The organism is Kitasatospora sp. NPDC093679, from assembly GCF_040683455.1.
Classification (GTDB): domain Bacteria; phylum Actinomycetota; class Actinomycetes; order Streptomycetales; family Streptomycetaceae; genus Kitasatospora; species Kitasatospora arboriphila.
This window is the reverse complement of the sequence record NZ_JBFBDW010000065.1, coordinates 25,340-42,827: the sequence shown is the minus strand read 5'-3', so window position 1 is coordinate 42,827 and position 17,488 is coordinate 25,340. Positions and strand designations below refer to the sequence as shown.

Annotated in this window: 16 protein-coding genes; 9 read left to right on the top strand and 7 right to left on the bottom strand. The window is 73.3% G+C overall.

Annotated elements, in window-relative coordinates:
* Positions 1–55: 55 nt before the first annotated feature.
* The gene (locus AB0O09_RS34190; protein ID WP_363548700.1) at positions 56–259 is read right to left on the bottom strand and encodes a hypothetical protein; all 204 of its coding nucleotides are present in this window, start codon (positions 257–259) and stop codon (positions 56–58) included.
* A gap of 279 nt (positions 260–538) precedes the next feature.
* On the opposite strand from AB0O09_RS34190, the gene AB0O09_RS34185 reads away from it, so the two are divergent.
* Positions 539–1,132 (top strand): hypothetical protein, encoded by a 594-nt coding sequence (locus AB0O09_RS34185; RefSeq protein WP_363548698.1) that lies wholly within the window; start codon positions 539–541, stop codon positions 1,130–1,132.
* Between the two features lie 229 nt (positions 1,133–1,361).
* Positions 1,362–1,667, top strand: coding sequence for a DUF3040 domain-containing protein (locus AB0O09_RS34180; RefSeq protein ID WP_344623141.1), 306 nt, complete (start codon positions 1,362–1,364; stop codon positions 1,665–1,667).
* A 16-nt stretch (positions 1,668–1,683) separates the two neighbouring features.
* Here AB0O09_RS34180 and AB0O09_RS34175 read toward each other — a convergent pair whose 3' ends face one another.
* From AB0O09_RS34175 to AB0O09_RS34160, 4 genes are all read right to left on the bottom strand, one after another.
* Positions 1,684–3,402 (bottom strand): aldehyde dehydrogenase family protein, encoded by a 1,719-nt coding sequence (locus AB0O09_RS34175; protein WP_363548696.1) that lies wholly within the window; start codon positions 3,400–3,402, stop codon positions 1,684–1,686.
* A gap of 35 nt (positions 3,403–3,437) precedes the next feature.
* Positions 3,438–4,739: an MFS transporter gene (locus AB0O09_RS34170; RefSeq protein ID WP_363548694.1), complete on the bottom strand. Its 1,302-nt coding sequence runs from the start codon at positions 4,737–4,739 to the stop codon at positions 3,438–3,440.
* 51 nt (positions 4,740–4,790) lie between these two features.
* Positions 4,791–5,717, bottom strand: coding sequence for a TauD/TfdA family dioxygenase (locus tag AB0O09_RS34165; protein ID WP_363548692.1), 927 nt, complete (start codon positions 5,715–5,717; stop codon positions 4,791–4,793).
* A 149-nt stretch (positions 5,718–5,866) separates the two neighbouring features.
* Positions 5,867–6,412: a TetR/AcrR family transcriptional regulator gene (locus AB0O09_RS34160; RefSeq protein ID WP_363548690.1), complete on the bottom strand. Its 546-nt coding sequence runs from the start codon at positions 6,410–6,412 to the stop codon at positions 5,867–5,869.
* Between the two features lie 227 nt (positions 6,413–6,639).
* Between AB0O09_RS34160 and AB0O09_RS34155 the strand changes: the two genes are divergently transcribed.
* Together AB0O09_RS34155 and AB0O09_RS34150 are read left to right on the top strand one after the other, a co-directional pair.
* Positions 6,640–8,460: a glycoside hydrolase family 15 protein gene (locus tag AB0O09_RS34155; RefSeq protein WP_363548688.1), complete on the top strand. Its 1,821-nt coding sequence runs from the start codon at positions 6,640–6,642 to the stop codon at positions 8,458–8,460.
* A 17-nt stretch (positions 8,461–8,477) separates the two neighbouring features.
* Positions 8,478–9,437: a cyclase family protein gene (locus AB0O09_RS34150; protein WP_363548686.1), complete on the top strand. Its 960-nt coding sequence runs from the start codon at positions 8,478–8,480 to the stop codon at positions 9,435–9,437.
* Between the two features lie 9 nt (positions 9,438–9,446).
* Here the strand turns inward: AB0O09_RS34150 and AB0O09_RS34145 are convergent, their stop codons facing one another.
* A complete protein-coding gene (locus tag AB0O09_RS34145; RefSeq protein ID WP_363548684.1) occupies positions 9,447–10,409 on the bottom strand; it encodes a 2-hydroxyacid dehydrogenase in 963 nt (320 codons plus the stop codon).
* Positions 10,410–10,496: 87 nt separating this feature from the next.
* On the opposite strand from AB0O09_RS34145, the gene AB0O09_RS34140 reads away from it, so the two are divergent.
* From AB0O09_RS34140 to cydB, 5 genes are all read left to right on the top strand, one after another.
* Complete coding sequence (locus AB0O09_RS34140; RefSeq protein ID WP_363548682.1) at positions 10,497–11,126, top strand: gluconokinase; 630 nt, start codon at positions 10,497–10,499, stop codon at positions 11,124–11,126.
* A 62-nt stretch (positions 11,127–11,188) separates the two neighbouring features.
* Positions 11,189–12,769 carry a GMC family oxidoreductase gene (locus AB0O09_RS34135; protein WP_363548681.1) on the top strand — a complete coding sequence of 527 codons (1,581 nt, stop codon included), beginning with the start codon at positions 11,189–11,191 and terminating at the stop codon, positions 12,767–12,769.
* Positions 12,770–12,786: 17 nt separating this feature from the next.
* Positions 12,787–14,160: a glucose-6-phosphate dehydrogenase gene (zwf, locus tag AB0O09_RS34130; RefSeq protein ID WP_363548679.1), complete on the top strand. Its 1,374-nt coding sequence runs from the start codon at positions 12,787–12,789 to the stop codon at positions 14,158–14,160.
* Positions 14,161–14,283: 123 nt separating this feature from the next.
* Complete coding sequence (locus tag AB0O09_RS34125; protein ID WP_363548677.1) at positions 14,284–15,666, top strand: cytochrome ubiquinol oxidase subunit I; 1,383 nt, start codon at positions 14,284–14,286, stop codon at positions 15,664–15,666.
* Positions 15,667–15,675: 9 nt separating this feature from the next.
* A complete protein-coding gene (cydB, locus tag AB0O09_RS34120; protein ID WP_363548675.1) occupies positions 15,676–16,692 on the top strand; it encodes a cytochrome d ubiquinol oxidase subunit II in 1,017 nt (338 codons plus the stop codon).
* A gap of 20 nt (positions 16,693–16,712) precedes the next feature.
* Here the strand turns inward: cydB and AB0O09_RS34115 are convergent, their stop codons facing one another.
* Entirely contained in the window at positions 16,713–17,438 is a 726-nt protein-coding gene (locus tag AB0O09_RS34115; protein ID WP_363548673.1) for a class I SAM-dependent methyltransferase, read from the bottom strand.
* Positions 17,439–17,488 lie beyond the last annotated feature (50 nt).

The window sequence follows — 17,488 nt, the reverse complement described above, 5'->3', positions numbered from 1 at the left end:
ACCTCGCGGCCCACGGGACGCGCCGCGGGACCGGTGGTCGCTCGACGTCCTGCTCCTAGAGCAGGACGAGGAGGTCGACCTGTCCGTCGGTCCGGATGGCCATGGTCGCCTCGCCCGGCCCCTGGGCGGGCGGGAGGTTGAGGTAGTTGGCCGCGGCGTCCCCGTCCGGCTGGATGACGTGGCGCCAGGTCTTGGTGGCGGCGACCTCGCTGGCCATCGCCTTCTTGGTCTCCGCGGCGGTCGCGCTGAGCTGGGTCATGGGTCACTCCTTCGCATGGTGGTCCGAGAGTGCCGTCCCGAGCGGGCGGCAGCTGGAAGCTACCATCGGTAGTCGAGTGAACACGTTGGGACACGTCGGTGGTTCGTCTCCGAACTGAATTCGGGTGGATGGGACGTCGTGGACGTCGCGGACGGGTCCGGGCCCGCTCCCGCCGCGCCCCGCATCGAACGTGCGTACGTCCCGGGGCCCGAAATCCGCCCCGGGCCGTCGCCACCGGGCGCTAACCTCTCGCCAGGAACACGACGAGGGGTGGGGCTCATGGCGTACGGCGGGAACGCGCTGCCGGGACACGGTCCGGGGAGGGAATCCGGGCGCGGACTGACCGCGATCGGAGTGCTGCTGCTGGTGTACCTGGGGATCTTCGCGATCGCCGTGGTCGTCAGCATCATGCAGGGCAACTACGGCTACCTCATCGGGATGGCCCACCGGCAGGCCGACCTGCCGGCACTGGCCGTCACCGCCTACTTCACGCCGCTCGCCGTGACGTTGGCCTCGACCGCGGTGCTCGCCGTGCTGGCGTTCCGGGGAGTGTCCTGGGTGCGGCCCGCCGCGGTGGTGCTCCTCCTCGTGACGACCCTCTCCGCCTCCGGACAGCAGCTCTTCGCCCAGCTGACCACCCTGCGGCTGCACAGCGTCTTCGACCTGCCGTTCGACGCGATGTTCATCATGCTGCAGCCGTACTTCGCGCTTGCCGTGGCCGTCGCGGTGACGGTCGTCGGGATCGCCACCCGCGCGCCCCGGCCGGGGCCGGGCGCCACCGGGCCGTTCGCCCCGGCCTACCCGCCTCCGGCGCCTCCCGCTCCGGCATCCGGGCCCACCTCGCCCGCGGACGGGCCGAACCCCGCGCCGTAGCAGCCGGACGGGGACCGCTCCCGGCGGCCGACGGGGGCCGGCGCGGCCCCCGTCGGCCCGGTGCCGGACACCGAGGCCGGGCAGGCCCGCGTCGAGTCCGCCGGGCACGAGGGCGACATGGCCTCGGCCGGTCCCGGTTTGCCCCGGTGCTCCGTGCATTCCGTGCCGGCCCGCGGGTAGAGGACCAGGTGCCGGCGTGTGCGGTTCCGTGCCGGTCGGGAGGTGCGCCGTGCTCACTCCGCGTGAACTGCGTCTGCTCGCCGAAGCCGAGGACGAACTCGCCCGTGACCGGCGGCTGGCCCGGAGGCTGGGCCGGCACCGCGTCGGCCCCCGCTGGTGGGGGAGCGTGCGGACGCTCGCCGAACTGCTCGCGGTGCTCGCGGTCGGCGGGGCCGCCGCGGTGGTCGCCGGATGGGCCACCGCCACGTCGACCGGAGTGCTCGCCGGGGCCGCCGTGTGGGGGAGCACCTGGGTGGTGGCCGGTGTCCTGGTGGCGCGGATCGCCTCGCTGACCCGGCCCGGACGCGGCCGCTGAGCGCTGCCGGACGCGGTCAGCCGCGCAGGGCGGACGCGAGCAGGCCGGGCAGCCGGCGGGCGGCGGGGTCGGCGGTGTAGTGGGCCAGGCGTTCCAGGGCGGCGCGTCCGGAGCGGTGGGTGACGAAGTGGGGCGGGCGCGGCGCCAGGGAGGGCGAGCCGGTGAACAGGCCGCGCGGTGCGGGGGCGAAGGGGGCGCGGAGCACGGTCTTCTCGACGTCGTCCAGCATCCAGGTGTTGTTGACGAAGCCGGTGCCGCTGCCGATGTCCTGCGGGGTGTGTCCGGGGTGCGCGCCCCACGGGGTGTGCCCGAGGAGGAAGCCCACGCCCGACCAGGTGTTCACGGCGATCGTGCCGTAGCGCAACCGGTCCACGGCGCCCGCCACGGCCGCCGGGTGGTCGCGCTCGGTGCGGGGGTGCACGAGCACGGTGGCGCCGAGCGTGCCGGGGAGGCGGTCGTTGGCGAAGCGGACGGCCCGGTCGAGGAAGGCGGCCGGGGTGTCGCCGGGGAGGCGGACGACACCGAGGGCGCTGGCGAACACCTCCTCGGTGAGCAGCGGGTCGGCGGGGTCGGCGACGTCGGGGACGAGGAGACGACAGCCGTCGCCGTACATCTCGGCGCCGGGGTGCGCCTTGCGGACGGCCGCGAGCCGCTGGGCGGAGCCGGGGTAGTAGTCGGTGCGGAACGGCAGGTCGCGCAGGACGGCGCGGACGGCGTCAAGCAGGCGTTCGGCGCCGTCCCACCGGCGGGGCACCAGCAGGACCTGGGCGGCGATGCAGTTGTGGCCGGAGTTGTTCATCTTGGCGGTCACGATGTGCTCGGCCTGGTGGCGGAAGTCGGCGGCGCTCCACGGGCCCGGGACGACGAGGAACGGACTGACGCCGCCGAGTTCGCTGGTGAGGGGCTTGTCGACCAGCGGGATGCCGGCGCGGCGGCGCTGTCCGGCCCGGTCGTCGGTGCCCCAGACGACGGCGTCGTGGGTGCGGGCGCTGCCGGTGATGTGGACGGCGTCGACCTCGGGGTGGGTGGTGAGCAGGGCGCCCTCGGCGGGGCCGCCGTCGACCAGGCGCAGCCAGCCGTTCCGGACGAACTCGGCGAAGATCCGCTCGTAGTGGGGCCGCAGGTAGGCGTTGACCGGGTTCAGTTTGGCGATGACCACCCGGTTCTCGGCGTACAGCTGGTGCAGGATGTCGGTGGCGGTGAGGGCGGCGACGTTGCCGGCGCCGAGGACGAGGGCGATGCCCGGTCGGGCGGTGCCGTGGCGGTGACGGGCGGCGGCGCGCTCGCGGGCCTGCTCGGCACTCGTGCCGGGGAGGAGACGGACGCGGGCCCGGTAGCCGGCCAGGAGCAGACGGTCCGCGGCGGTGGTGGGGAAGACGTCGACCCAGGTCCGGCCGTCCGTCTCGTGGACGCGGTCGGCGGGCAGCGGGTCGCGGCCCGCGGCGAGACGCCGCAGGCCCTGCAGACGGGCGGCGGTGTGCTGGGCGAGGGCCCAGGGGCCGCCCGCCCAGTCCTCGGCGGCCCACGGGGAGTCGGGCCGGTGGCCCTTGTGCCGACAGGCGTCGTCGACCATGGCGGCGGCGGTCTCCCGGATCCTCGGCAGCAGCCGCTCCAGCAGGCCGACGCGCAGGTCCGCCGGGGCGGCGGCCCAGGAGGCCGCGTGGGCGCGCAGGTCGGCGAGGGCGCGGTCGAGGTCGGCGGGAACGGTGGGGTCGGTGGCGACGGGGTCGGGCACGGTGTTCCTCCGAGCGGTGGCGGGAGCGGTCGGGTTCAGGTGGAGCGGAGGCGGGCGGCGTCCCGGGCGGGGTCGACGAGCAGGGTGGCCGCTGCGCCGACCAGCAGGAGGAGGCCGGCGATCCGGACGGCGAGGCCGTACCCGGCGCCGCCGTGCAGGTCGACCAGGTGGCCGGTCAGGGCAGGGGCCGCCAGGCCGGCGGTGGTGACGACGGCGTTCATGAGGCCGAGGGCGCCGCCGCGGCGTTCTTCGGGCGCGAGTTCGGCGACCGTGGTCACCGCGACGGTCACCATCGTTCCGCCCAGGCCGAACGCGGCGATCAGCAGCGGCACGGTGGCCGTCGAGTGCGGCAGCGCGGGGAGGGCGAGGCAGGCCAGTGCGGAGACCAGCAGGACGGCCCCTCCGACGCGGGCCCGGGCCCAGCGGCTGGCGACGCCCCGGCGCAGCAGTCGGCCGGTGAGCCAGGCCTGGCCCAGCAGGGCGAGCGTGTTGACGGCCCACAGGGCGGCCACCAGGTTCGCCGTGGCGGTGTCGGAGTAGCCGAGGCCGTCGTGGAGGTAGCTCGGCACCCAGACCAGCAGCAGTGCGGTCATCCAGTAGGTGCCGAAGTAGGCGGCCGTGCTGCCGATCCAGGTCCGGGTGGCGAGGATCCGCCGGTAGGAGGGGCCGGCGGGCGGCGCGCCGATCGTGTCCGGGGCCGGATCCCGGTGCGGCCGGTCGGTGTCGGCGGTGCGGCCGTTCTCCCGTCCGGCGAGGGTCCAGACGACGGCCCACAGCATGCCCGCGACGGCGACGGTGCCGAACGCGGAGCGCCAGCCCAGGTGGTGGACGACCCAGGTCAGCCCGGGCGCGGCGACCACCACGCCCAGGGTGGTTCCGGCCATCACCAACGCGCCCGGCAGGTTGCGCCGCCGGTCGGGGAACCAGGAGAGGGCGGTGTGCTGGGCGACGGGGAAGGCCGGTCCCTCCGCGGCGCCCAGCAGGATCCGTGAGGCCACCAGCAGGGCGGCGCCGCCGCCGAGGGCCATGGGCGCCTGGGCGAGCGACCAGAGCAGCACCATGGCCAGCAGCAGCCGACGTGGCCGCACCCGGTCGGAGAGCAGGCCGACGGCGGCGCCGGAGATCGAGAACAGCAGGAAGAAGGCGCTGTTCGCGAGCCCGAAGGCGGTCGCCGACAGGCCCAGATCGCGGCGGATCGGGTCCGCCGCGAGGCCGAGGACGGACTTGTCGGCGAAATTGATCATCATGAAGACCACCAGCAGGCCGGTCACGGTCCAGGCGCGGCGCCCGGGGTCGGTGGCCGGCAGGGCGGTGGTTCTGACGTCGGTGTCGGTCATCGGGGCTCCGCGGGGGTGGCGGCCGGCATGGGGGAGTGGGGGCGTCCCGGGTCAGGAGAGCGGGCCGCCGGCGACGGCGATCCGCTCCATGACGCGCCGCTGCGGGTAGTAGTCGCTGATCGCGTAGTGCTGGGTGGCGATGTTGTCCCAGATCGCGATCGAGTCCGGCTGCCAGCGGAAGCGCACCTGGAACTCGGGGATCCGCGCCTGGAGGCCGAGCAGGTGCAGCAGCTCGCGGCTCTCCGCCTCGGGCAGGCCGGCGACGCGGGTGGTGAAGGGCTCGTTGACGTACAGGGTCGGGCGGCCGGTGCGCGGGTGGTGCACCACGACGGGGTGCTCGACGGGGGGCAGCGTGCTCCTGAGGGCGGCGATCTGCTCGGGGGTCATGAACGAGCCCCAGGTGGGCTCCCAGTCGTGCACCGCCGTCAGGCCCTCGATGCGTTCGCGCAGTTCGGGGGCGAGGTTGTCGTACGCGGCGCCCATGTCGGCCCACACGGTGTCGCCGCCGGCGGCCGGGACCTCCACGGCCCGCAGGACGGAGCCCATCGCCGGGGCGGCCATGAAGGAGTGGTCGCTGTGCCAGATGTTCTCCTGGCCGATGGCGGTGGCGTCCTTGGCGAGCCGGGAGACGCCGGCGGTGTCGCCCTCGGGGAAGAACGGGTTCGGCTCGGGCGGCCCCCACACGCTGGCCAGGGCGAGGTGGGCGCGGGCGTCGAAGCGGTGCTGGTCCCGGAAGAAGATCACCTTCCACTCGTCCAGGGCCCGGCGCAGTTCGGCGGCGAGGTCCTCGCCGATCGGGTCGGCGAGGTCGACGCCGGTGACCTCGGCGCCGATGTGCGGGGTCATCGGGGTGAGCCCGAGCAGGCGGAAGTCGGTGGGCGGGGTGCCGGGTGCCGTCCGCTCCAGCCGGCGGCGGCCGGCGTGGAACAGCGGCTTGGCGAGGATCGGGTGCGAGGTCGTGCTCACGGCGGTGCCCATGGGGTCCTCCACGGTTCGCGGCGGAATTCGTTACCGGCAGTATTGATATTCGCCCGCGACAGGGCAAGAGGCCGGGACGAGGAGATTTGGTGGCGCACCCGGGCGCGACGAGGGGCGCGCCCGCCCCCGGCGGCCGGGGGCTGCGGGGATCAGGAGGTGCGGCTGACCGCGCGCACCACGAAGTCGACGAGGTCGTCGACGAGGTGACCGTCCGGCAGTTCGCGCTCCGCCAGCAGCCGGTAGATCATCGGGGCCGCCACCAGGGTCGCGGCCGAGCGGATGTCGATCTCCGGGCGGACCTCGCCCCGGGCGATGCCCCGCTCCAGGATGGTGCGGGTCTCCGCCATGATCCGGTCGGTGTAGGCCGCGTAGGCGCCGTGCTCGCCGGGTTCCGCCGCGGCGGCGGCGCCGATCAGCTCGGCCACCAGCCGGTCCGTGCCGGGCATCCGGTAGGAGGCCAGGCGCGTGGTCAGCACCTCGCGCAGTTCGGCCCGCAGATCACCGAGGTCGGGCACCGAGAGCGGCCCGATCCGGCTCTCGGCGGCCGCGATCACCAGGGCCTGCTTGGACGGCCAGCGCCGGTACATGGCCGGCTTGCTGACACCCGCCCGGGCGGCCACGGCGTCCATGGTGACCGCCCGGACGCCCTGTTCGGTGACCAGCTCGATCACCGCGTTCAGGGCGGCGCCCGTCACCCGCTCCTCCCGCGGCCGTCCTGGTCCGCGCCCGCCACTGCGTGCCTGTGTGCCGCCCATGCCTGCGAGCATACGGGCGCCCCGGCCCAGGTCGGCGCCGGACCCCGGCGCGGCGCAGGAGGCGGCCGTGGCGTCGGCGGGACCGTCACGGCAGTCTCGCGTCATACCAGGACATCCGTGACATAACGGCTACGCTGCGTCGAGGAAGCCGAGACCTCGGAGCGCTCATGGACCGTTACCCGCCCATCGCCGACCACGGACTGGTGGGAGACCTGCAGACCGCCGCGCTGATCTCCTCGCAGGGCGTGGTGGACTGGTTCGCCGCGCCGCGGTTCGACTCGCCCAGCATCTTCGCCGCCCTCCTGGACCACGACCGCGGCGGCCACTTCCGGCTGGCCCCGGTGGAGCACGATCCGACCTGCCGTCAGCTCTACTACCCCGACAGCGCCGTCCTGGTCACCAGGTTCATGTCCGAGGACGGCGTCGGCGAGGTCATCGACTGGATGCTCCCCGACAACAGCGACCGCGCCTCGGACCGCCACACGCTGATCCGGGCGGTCCGCGCCGTCCGCGGCACCGTCCGCTTCGAACTCGACTGCCGGCCGCGGTTCGACTACGGCCGGGCCGACCACGAGGTGACCGTCGACGGCCAGGACGCCGTCTTCCGCTCGGCCGGCGCGGCACTGCACCTGCGCGCGTTGTTCCCGCTGCACCGGGCGGACCGCGACGTCCGCGGCACGGTCACGCTCGACGCCGGCCGGACCTCGGGCGTCGTCATGACCTCCTGCGGCCCCGACGGCGAGGCCCCGCCGCCGCCCTCCGAAGGCTGGCTCACCGAGCAGCTGTGGCACGCCGTCGACTACTGGCAGACCTGGGTGCGCCAGTCGCACTACCGCGGCCGGTGGCCGGACGCCGTCCACCGGTCCGCGATCACCCTCAAACTGCTCACCTACGCCCCGACCGGCGGCCTGGTCGCCGCACCCACCATGGGCCTGCCGGAGCAGGTCGGCGGCGAGCGCAACTGGGACTACCGCTTCACCTGGGTGCGCGACGCGTCCCTCTCGGTGCGCGCCCTGCTGGACCTGGGCTTCACCGAGGAGGCGGAGGCCTTCACCGGCTGGCTCGACGAACGGCTGCGCGAGCGCCTCGACCTCCCCGGCGAGCGCCTGCAGATCATGTACCGGATCGACGGCGACCCGCAGCTGTCCGAGGAGATCCTCGAACACTTCGAGGGCTACCGCGGATCCGCCCCGGTGCGCGCCGGCAACGCCGCGATGGACCAACTGCAGCTCGACATCTACGGCGAGGCCCTCTACGCCCTCGCCGAGGGGCGGCGGTCCGGCGTCCAGCCGGGCTACGAGGGCTGGAAGGCCGCGGCGAAGACCCTCGACTGGCTCGCGGACAACTGGGACCGCCCCGACGAGGGCATCTGGGAGACCCGCGGCGGCCGCCAGGACTTCACCTTCAGCCGGGTGATGACCTGGGTCGCCTTCGACCGCGGCATGCGCCTGGCCGAGGAGTTCAGCCGGCCCGCCGACATCGCCCGCTGGCGGAACACCCGCGACACCGTGCTGAAGCAGATCATGGAGCGCGGCTGGAGCGAGAAGGAGCAGGCGCTCGTCCAGCACTACGACGGCGACGTCCTCGACGCCTCCCTGCTGCTGATCCCGCGCGTGGGCCTGCTCGGGCCGAAGGACCCCGTGTGGCTCTCCACACTCGACGCGATGGACCGCAAGCTGGTCTCGGACAGCCTCGTCTACCGCTACGACCCGGCCGCGTCGCCCGACGGCCTGCGCGGCTCGGAGGGCACCTTCAGCCTCTGCACCTTCCTGTACGTCGACGCGCTCGCCCGCGCCGGCCGGCTGCGGCAGGCCCGCTACGCCTTCGAGAAGATGCTCACCTACGCCAACCACGTGGGTCTGTTCGCCGAGGAGATCGGCCCCTCCGGCGAGCAACTCGGCAACTTCCCGCAGGCGTTCACCCACCTCTCGCTCATCATGGCGGCGTCCTCGCTCGACGACGCCCTGGACCGCGCCAGCAGGCGCTGACCGCAGGGGAGCGGAGCATGGACGAGGAGCAGGACCGGAACCCGCAGCAGCCGGGCACGGCGCGGCTCGACCGGGCCGCGTTCGACGACCTGTACCGGCGCGTCGTCGCCGCGGCGCCGACCGGCGCCCGCCCGCGCGGGGCCCTGGAGACCATCACCCCGGCGCACGTCCTGGCGGCCGTGGGCGAGGTGCGGACGGGCCGTCACGTGAGCCTGGCGGCAGCCGTGGGGACCCGCGCGAGGCCGGACAACCCCGAACCCGCCCACCACCCGATGACCGGCGCGGTCGCCGGGCACCTGCGCGGGCAGGGGCTGGAGTTCGCCCGGGACCGGATCGAGATGAACGTGCACGGGGACGCCGACAGCCACCTCGACGCGCTGTGCCACGTCGTCTACGACGGCACGCTGTACGGCGGCGTCCCCGCGGCCACGCTGACCGCGACCGGTGCCGAGGCGCTCTCCGTCGGCCTCGCCGGGGCGGGAATCGTCGGCCGCGGGGTGCTGCTGGACATCCCCGGGCTGCGCGGGGTGCCCTGGCTGGAGCCCGGGGAGCACGTGACGGCCGAGGAGCTGCTGGCCGCCGAGGAGGCCCAGGGCGTGCGCTTCGGCGAGGGCGACCTGCTCCTCGTCCGCGTCGGCCACCGGCGGCGGCGACGGGAGATGGGGGCGTGGGACGCGGCCGCCGCCCGGGCCGGCCTGCATCCGAGCGCGGTGGAACTGCTGGCCGAGCGGCGGATCGCGGTCCTGGGCAGCGACAGCAACAACGACTGCGCGCCCAGCCCGGTCGACGGCGTCGGCTTCCCCGTCCACGTGCTCGCCGTCCACGCACTGGGCGTCCACCTGCTCGACTACCTGCAGTTCGAGGACCTGCTGCCGCTCTGCGTCGAGGAGGGCCGCTGGTCGTTCCTCTGCGTGGTCGCACCCCTGCGGCTGGTCGGCGGAACGGGCTCCCCGGTCAGCCCGATCGCGGTGCTCTGACCCCTGCGGCTACCGCCCGGGCGCACCGGCAGGGCCCGGCACCACGTTCACCGGCGCGAGCCCTGCCGTGAAGCGCGCGAGCTGCGAGCGCACCAGCTCCCGGGCGCGCGGTTCGAAGGCCGAACTGTTCCCGCCGACATGAGGAGTGATCAGGACGTTCGGCGCGGACCAGAGCGGATGGCCGGCCGGCAGCGGTTCGGGATCGGTGACGTCCAGCGCCGCAGCCAGCCGCCCGCTGCGCAGCTCGCGCAGCAGCGCACCGGTGTCCACCACCGGGCCGCGGGCCACGTTCACCAGCAGGGCGCCGTCCTTCATCCGGGACAGGAATCCGGCATCGACCAGCCCGCGGGTCTGCGGCACGAGCGGGACGGTCAGCACCACGACGTCCGCCGCACCGAGCAGGCCCGGCAGCTCCCCGAACGCGTGCACCGGACCGCCCGGGCCCTCCCGGGCGGTCCGCGCCACCCGGACGACCTCGCACTCGAAGGCCGTGAGCCGTGCCTCCACCGCCGTGCCGATCGATCCGTGGCCGACGATCAGGACCGTCCGGCCGGCCAAGGCGGGTCGGAACCCGCCCGACCACCGCCCGGCCTGCTGGGCGACCGCGAATCCGGGGATCCCGCGCAACGAGGCCAGCACCAGCGCCACCGCCAGCTCCGCCGTGCTCGCGTCGTGCACCCCGCGCGCGTTGCACAGCGTCACGCCCGCGGGCACGTGCGGTGCCAGGTCGTCGACACCGGCGCTGAGCGACTGCAGCACCCGCAACCGCGGCATCCGGTCCAGCAGCGGCCGGGCGGCCGCCGTGAAGGTGTACGGGATCACGAAGAACTCGACCGACCCGAGCACGTCCGCCCCCGGCGGACCGCCCGTGCCGTCCCAGACCGCGGCGGTCCAGTCCCCGGGCAGACCGCCCACCTCGCCGGGCGCCCAGGGCAGCAGCACGCGCGGACCGCTCACGACGCCGCCGGGCATGTCATCTCCTGCGGGAGCCGGGCCTGCACACGACAGTGGACGTGCACCAGTGTCACACGGTGCCCGCCGACCGGCAGGGAGACGTGCATGGAAGCAGTACCCGCGCCCCTCGTGGTCGTCGTCATGGGGGTCTCCTCCTCGGGGAAGAGCACGCTCGGATCAGCCCTGGCCGCCCGTCTCGGCGTGCCGTTCCTGGAGGGCGACGCACTCCACAGCCCGGAGAACGTCCACAAGATGGCCGCCGGCCGTCCGCTGACGGACGAGGACCGAGAACCCTGGCTGGCGGCACTGGCCGACCGCATCCGGCAGTGGGCCGACGCCGACCGCGGCGGCGTCGTCACCTGTTCGGCACTCAAGCGGGCGTACCGCGACCGGCTCCGGCGGACCGGCGCGCGGATCTGGTTCCTCGAACTGGACCTCGCCCCCGAGGTGGCCGCCCGGCGCATCGCCGCGCGCACCGGCCACTTCATGCCGCCCGGCCTGCTCGACTCCCAGTACGCCACGCTCGAACCCCTCGCCGCCGACGAACCCGGCACCAGGGTGAGCGCGGCCGGCAGCGCCGCCCGGACGCTGGCGGCGGCCACCGAGGCCCTCGCCCACGGCCCCGCCCGGACGGACCCCGATGCCCGTCTGCGCTCGCCCTCCCGCGACCCCCGCTCTAGCGTCGGAGAAGACGGTCCCGGCCCGGCCGCCGCCCCCGGGCGGGACAGCGGGTGAGGACCGCAGGACGCCGGCCAGCCCGCCCCGCGAGGCGGCACCGGCCCGGAAACGGAGTCCCCGTGGCTGACAACCAGCACTACGACGTCATCATCATCGGCACCGGCGCGGGCGGCGGCACCCTGGCCCACCGGCTGGCCCCGACCGGCAAACGGATCCTCGTCCTCGAACGCGGCGGCTACCTGCCGCGCGAACGGGACAACTGGGACTCGACCGCCGTCTTCGTCAAGGGCAAGTACCGGGCGCCGGAGTACTGGTACGACAAGGACGGCAACGCCTTCCCGCCGGAGGTCAACTACTACGTCGGCGGCAACACCAAGTTCTACGGCGCCGCCCTGTTCCGGCTGCGCCCCGAGGACTTCGGCGAACTGCGCCACCACGACGGCGTCTCCCCAGCCTGGCCCATCCGCTACGAGGACCTCGAGCCCTACTACACCCAGGCCGAGCACCTCTACCTCGTCCACGGCCGGCACGGCGAGGACCCCACCGAGGGCCCGGCGAGCGCCCAGTACGCCCACCCCCCGGTCGAGCACGAGCCGCGGATCCAGCAGCTCAGCGACGACCTGGAGAAGCAGGGCCTGCACCCGTTCCACCTGCCGATCGGCGTGAACCTCACCCAGGACGCCGGCGGCGCGGCCGCGCACGACAGCGCCTGCATCCGCTGCGACCGCGTCGACGGCTTCCCCTGCCTGCTCGGCGCGAAGTCGGACTCCCAGGTGATCTGCGTGGACCCGGCGCTGCGGCACGACAACGTGCAGATGATCACGCACGCCGACGTCCGGCGGCTGGAGACCGACCCCACCGGCCGGACGGTCACCGGCGTGGTCGCCGAACTCTCCGACGGCAGCACCGAGACCTTCAGCGGCGACATCGTCGTGGTGGCCTGCGGCGCGGTGAACTCGGCCGTGCTGCTGCTGCGCTCGGCCAACGACAAGCACCCGGCGGGCCTGGCCAACAGCTCCGGCGTGGTCGGCCGCCACTACATGCGCCACAACAACCTGGCGCTGATGGCCGTCTCCAAGGAGCCCAACCCGACGGCCTTCCAGAAGACCCTGGCCCTCCACGACTGGTACCTGGCCGGGGACGACTGGGAGTTCCCGATGGGCGGCATCCAGATGCTCGGCAAGTCGGACGCCGCACAGATCCACGGCGAGGCCCCGCGCTGGGCCGGCGCGGTCAGCCCCGACATGCCGTTCGAGGTCATCGCCCACCACGCCGTCGACTTCTGGCTCTGCGGCGAGGACCTCCCCGCCCCCGACAACCGGGTCACCCTGGACGCCGACGGCAACGTCCACCTCGCCCTGGACGAGAAGAACAACACCGCCGGACTGAAACGGCTCCGCCACAAGCTCCAGAGCATGCTCGGCAAGCTGGGGATGCACGAGCACCACCTGCTCTCCCACAGCATCTACCTGCACAAGGGCATGCCCATCGGCGCGACCGCCCACCAGGCGGGCACGGTGCGGTTCGGCACCGACCCGGCGTCCTCCGCCCTGGACGTCACCTGCAAGGCGCACGACCTGGACAACCTCTACGTCGTGGACACGAGCTTCTTCCCGAGCATCGGAGCGGTGAACCCGTCCCTGACGGCCATCGCCAACGCGCTGCGGGTCGGCGACCACCTCGCCGACCGCATGCGATGAGCAGGAGAGTCAACGAGATGGCAGCACAGCAGATGGACGCCCTGGTCATCTTCGGCGCGACCGGTGACCTGGCCAAGCTGGAGACCTTCCCCGCCCTGGTCGGCCTGGTGGACCGCGGCGTGCTCGACGTCCCCGTCGTCGGCGTGGCCAAGAGCGGCTGGGGCCTCGACCAGTTCCGCGACTACGCCGAGGCGTCGCTGAAACTCAACGGGATGGACCCGAACTCGCCCGCTGCCCGGAAGATGCTCGGGCTGCTCCGCTACGTGGACGGCGACCTGGACGACGACGCCACCTACCGGGCCATGGCGCGCGAGATGGGCAGCGGCGAGCGCGCCCTGTTCTACCTGGAGGTCCCGCCGCCGCTGTTCGGCCGGATCGCCAAGGGGATCGCCGACGCCGGCCGGGCGAAGGGCGCCCGCGTCATGGTCGAGAAGCCCTTCGGCACCGACCTGCGCAGCGCCGGCGAACTCAACGCGACCATGCACGAGTACTTCCCCGAGGACTCGATCTACCGGGTGGACCACTGGCTCGGCCTCGACCCCGTGGAGAACGTGCTCTTCGCCCGGTTCGCCAACTCCGTCATCGAACCGCTGCTGAACCGCACGCACGTCAGAAGCATCCAGATCACCATGGCCGAGGCCTTCGACGTCGCCGACCGCGGCCGCTTCTACGACCGCACCGGCGCCGTCCGGGACGTCGTCCAGAACCACATGCTGCAGGTCCTCGCGACGGTGCTGGCCGAGCCGCCGTCGGGGGAGGGCCTTGAGTCCTGGCGCGACGCCAAGGCCAACGTGGTGTCCTCGCTGCGACCGCTCACCCCCGAGCACATCGTCCGCGGACAGTACGACGGGTACCTCGACGTCGAGGGCGTCGCCGCGGGCTCGACGACCGAGACCTTCGCGGCCGTCCGGCTCGCCGCCGACTCCTGGCGCTGGGCGGACGTGCCGATCCTCATCCGCGCCGGCAAGTGCATGCCGGTGACGGCGACCGAGGTGAGCATCCACTTCCGCAGCGCGCCGCACGACGTGTTCGGGCTGCGGCCCAGCCCCGCCGCCAACAGCCTGCGGTTCCGGGTCTGGCCCGAGACGCAGGTCGCCCTCACCCTCGCGGGGAAGGCACCCGGCGGCGGCTGGGAGGCCAAGCACGAGGAACTCTCCTTCAGCGAGGTGCCGGGATCCGACATGCGCCCGTACGACCGCCTCATCGGCGCGGCACTGGACGGCGACCGCTGGCTGTTCGCCCGGCAGGACACCGTCGAGGCCGCCTGGCGGGTCGTCGACCCCATCCTGGGCGACGCGGCACCCGTCCTCCCCTACGCCAGGGGCAGCTGGGGCCCGAAGGAGGCCGACGGCCTGCTGCCCGACGGCGACCACTGGCACGACCCGAAGTGACGGGCCCGTCCCCGGGTACGCCGATCGGCGGACGGCCGACGGGATGACACCGGCCGTGCCGTCCCGTCCGGGCCGCCCGGGGCGTGCTTGACTGAGGCCGAGCCACCTCGCGATGGGGAACACATGAGTCAACTCGACCTCGCCAGGCTGCAGTTCGCCATGACGTCGATCTACCACTTCCTGTTCGTGCCCGTCACCATCGGCCTGGGGTTCCTGACCGCCCTGCTGCAGACCGGCTGGCACCGCAGCGGCCGGGCCGAACTCCTGCAGCTCACGCGGTTCTTCGGCACCCTACTGGTGATCAACATCGCGGTCGGGGTGGTCACCGGGCTCGTCCAGGAGTTCCAGTTCGGCATGGACTGGTCCGCGTACTCCCGCACCGTCGGCGACGTGTTCGGCGCGCCGCTGGCCATGGAGGGGCTCGCCGCGTTCTTCCTGGAGTCGACCTTCCTCGGGCTCTGGCTGTTCGGCTGGGACCGGCTGCCCCCGCGCGTGCACCTGGCGACCATCTGGCTGGTGGCCGTCGGCGGCGCGCTGTCCGCGGCGTTCATCATGGCCGCCAACTCCTGGATGCAGCACCCCGTCGGCTACACGATCGACCCCTCCACCGGCCGGCCCCAGCTCAACGACGTCTGGAAGCTGTTCACCAACCCGGTGTTCCTGCGCGGGTACCTGCACGTCATCCTCGCCTCGCTGGTCACCGGCTCCGTCGTGATGCTCGCCGTCTCCGCCTGGCAGCTGCGCAAGGGGTCCTCCCCGCTCGCCTTCCACGCCGCCGCCCGGCTCGCCCTGGTCGTCCTGGTGCCGGTGATCCTCGCGGCGATGCTGGTCGGCAGCGAACTCGGCGTCACCGAGGGCAAGTACCAGCCCATGAAGATCGCCGGCGCCGAGGCGCAGTGGGACACCTGCCAGCCCTGCTCGTTCTCGCTGTTCCAGATCAGCGGCGGCAAGAACGACATGACCCCGACCCAGATCATCGCCATCCCGCACCTGCTCTCCCTGCTGGCCACCAACCACTGGAACGGCAAGGTCCTCGGGCTCAACGCCGTCCAGGCCCAGTACGAGCAGCAGTACGGGCCCGGCAGCTACATCCCGAACATCTTCATCCAGTACTGGTCGATGCGGGTGATGGCCTACCTGGCCGTGGTCGTCCTCCTGGTCGGGCTGTGGGGCCTGTGGCTGCTGTGGCGCAAACGGCTCAGCAACGCGCGGTGGTTCCACCGGGTCGCGGTCTGGGCCGGGGTGCTGCCCTTCCTGATGAACACCGCCGGCTGGCTGCTCACCGAGAACGGCCGCCAGCCGTGGATCGTCCAGGGCATCCAGCTCACCAGGAACGGTGTGTCCCCGTCGGTGAGCACCGCCACCGTCGTCACCAGTCTGGTGGTCTTCTTCCTGCTCTACGCCGCGCTCGCCGTGGTCGCGTTCGTGCTGCTCACCAGGTACGCCCGCAAGGAACTCTCCCCTCCCCCCGCCGAGGACACCCCGGTCCCGGCCCTGACCTACTGAGGCCGTCCGATGGCGCTCGCCACGTTCTGGTTCATCGTCACCGCTGCCCTGTGGACCGGCTTCTTCGTCCTGGAGGGCTTCGACCTCGGCGTGGGGATGCTGCACACCTTCGTCTCGCGTGACGAGGCGGGCCGGCGGGCGGCGATCAACACCATCGGGCCGCTCTGGGACGGCAACGAGGTGTGGTTGATCGTCGCCGCGGCCGCGATGTTCGCAGCCTTCCCGGCCTGGTACGCGACCATGTTCTCCAGCTTCTACCCCGCGCTGGTCCTGCTGCTGGTCGGGCTGATCGTGCGCGGCGTGTCCTTCGAGTTCCGCGGCAAGGTGGACAGCGCGCGCTGGATCCGCACCTGGGACACCCTGCTGACCGTCGGCAGCCTGCTGGTGCCGCTGCTCATCGGCATCGCCCTGGGCAACCTGCTGCACGGCGTGCCGATCGACCGGAGCCAGGAGTTCACCGGTGACTTCGGCGACCTGTTCTCGGCGTACTCGGTGTTCACCGGCATCACCCTGGTGCTGCTCTGCCTGCTGCACGGGGCGACCTTCATCACGCTCAAGACCACCGGTGCGGTGCAGGAGCACGCCCTGTGGCTCGCCCGCCGGATCGCCCCGTTCACCGTCCTCGCCGTGCTGGCCTTCCAGCCGTGGACGCACTCCGTCGCCGGCGGCGGCGTCCTGCCGGACGTCCTCGAACTCGTGTCCATGCTCGCGGTGCTGGCCGCCGGCTGGCTGCTCGCCGGACGGCACGAGGGCTGGGCCTTCGTCGCCACCACCGTCGTCATCGCGACGACCGTCATGTCGTTCTTCGCCGACCTCTACCCCCGGCTGATGGTGTCGAGCACCGACCCCGCCTTCGACCTCACCGTGCACAACAGCGCCTCCGGCAACTACGCGCTGAAGGTGATGAGCATCGTCGCGATCGTCTTCTTCCCGCTGGTGCTCGCCTATCAGGGCTGGACGTACCACGTCTTCCGGCTCCGGGTCTCCGCCGAGCAGTTCGACGTGCCGCGGAGCCCGAGCAGCTGAGCCCGAGCGGCCGGGGCGGCTCAGGGGCGGCGGGCGACGAACACGAGCTCCTTGCCCGGGCGGTCGGGCGCGTCCCGAACCTCCTGCAGCCCGTAACCCGCCGCCGCCAGGTCGGCCTCGACCTCGTGACGCTCCCGGAACCGCAGGGTCGAATCGGAGGTGAGGTGGCAGCCGTCCGCGGCGAACACGTGGTTCCAACGGAACGTCACCAGGTGGTCCGCCACCTCGACCAGGTCGACCCAGCTCTCGACCCCGCCGACGCCCGGGACCTCCACGACCCGCCGCGAGGCCGCGCGGTTCCACGCCTCCCAGGCCCGCGCGGCAGGGTCCCTCGTCTCGAACACCAGGTACCCGCCCGGCCGCAGCGCCTCGTGAGCCCCGGTCAGCGTCCGCCGCCACGCGTCCGGGGAGACGATCGCCTGGGCGACGTTCGCGGTCATCGTGACGAGGTCCACCTGCAGGGGCGGAAGGGCCGTCGCGTCACCGCAGATCCATCGCACCCGTTCGCTCCCCGGCTTGGCCCTGGCCACGTCGATCGAGGCCCGGGCGGGATCGAGGCCGACCACCTGCACCCCGCGATCGGCCAGCAGGAGGGCGAAAACCCCCGTGCCGCAGCCGATGTCCAGCACCCGCTCCGCGCCGACCTGCCGGGCGAGGTCGAGGTAGGCGCAGAGGTCACTGCGGTCCGGGTCGAGCGGGTCGTGGACGGCAGCCAGCCGGGGGTGCCCGAAGATCTCGTCAGCCATGCGACCGAATGTAGCGACGCGTCCCGGGACGGGCCGTACCCGTTCGTTCG